The 633-nt window shown below is 23.9% G+C and carries 1 protein-coding gene; it reads left to right on the forward strand.

The annotated features are described in order from the left end of the window. Positions 1 to 444: 444 nt before the first annotated feature. A partial coding sequence (locus ACOTVC_RS09005; RefSeq protein WP_421628403.1) for a hypothetical protein occupies positions 445 to 633 on the forward strand: 189 nt, incomplete at its 3' end.

A 633-nucleotide genomic window follows, 5' to 3' on the forward strand; every position in this document is an offset into this window, starting at 1 on the left:
GAATTCTGTTAATGTTACAAGCAATAAGATGTTAAAAAATAATCAATATATAGTAAGGGAATATCTATGAATAACAAATTTAATTTTGCTAAATTTGTATTAGATTGTTTCATATGTTTTGGAATTGTGATAATCTCCCCATTTGTGTATTCTATATTAATAAAAAGCGATGATTTTCGGTGGTTATTATATCCTATACAATGGTTATTATATCCTATACAATGGTTATTATATCCTATACAATGGTTATTTAATATTGATACTCATACTATTAACGATATATCAATTTTGATTATTGGGTTTTGTTCTTTGAGTATTATTTCATTTTTTATCATTGGTTTTTTTTATAAAATACATAAATTAAGCTTGTTTTTATCATTGATTTTTATGATTTGTTATGCAATATTTGGTTATTATTTTTTTAGTCACTTATAAGGAAATTTTATGAAGTACTACGCAACAATTTATATCCACCCTATGGATTGGAACATTCCCCATGCCTTTTTAGAATTTACTAAAGATAAAAGTCCTGATGAGTTAGATAAAATAGATGAAACATTAAGACAAGAATATCTTAAAAACAAAGAATGGAATAAGATAGATCAAAAATGGTATGAAACTAAAGAACCTAAT

Origin of the sequence: Campylobacter sp. GB48 (assembly GCF_049221845.1) — a bacterium.
In the GTDB taxonomy this organism is placed as follows: Bacteria; Campylobacterota; Campylobacteria; order Campylobacterales; family Campylobacteraceae; genus Campylobacter_D; species Campylobacter_D lari_C.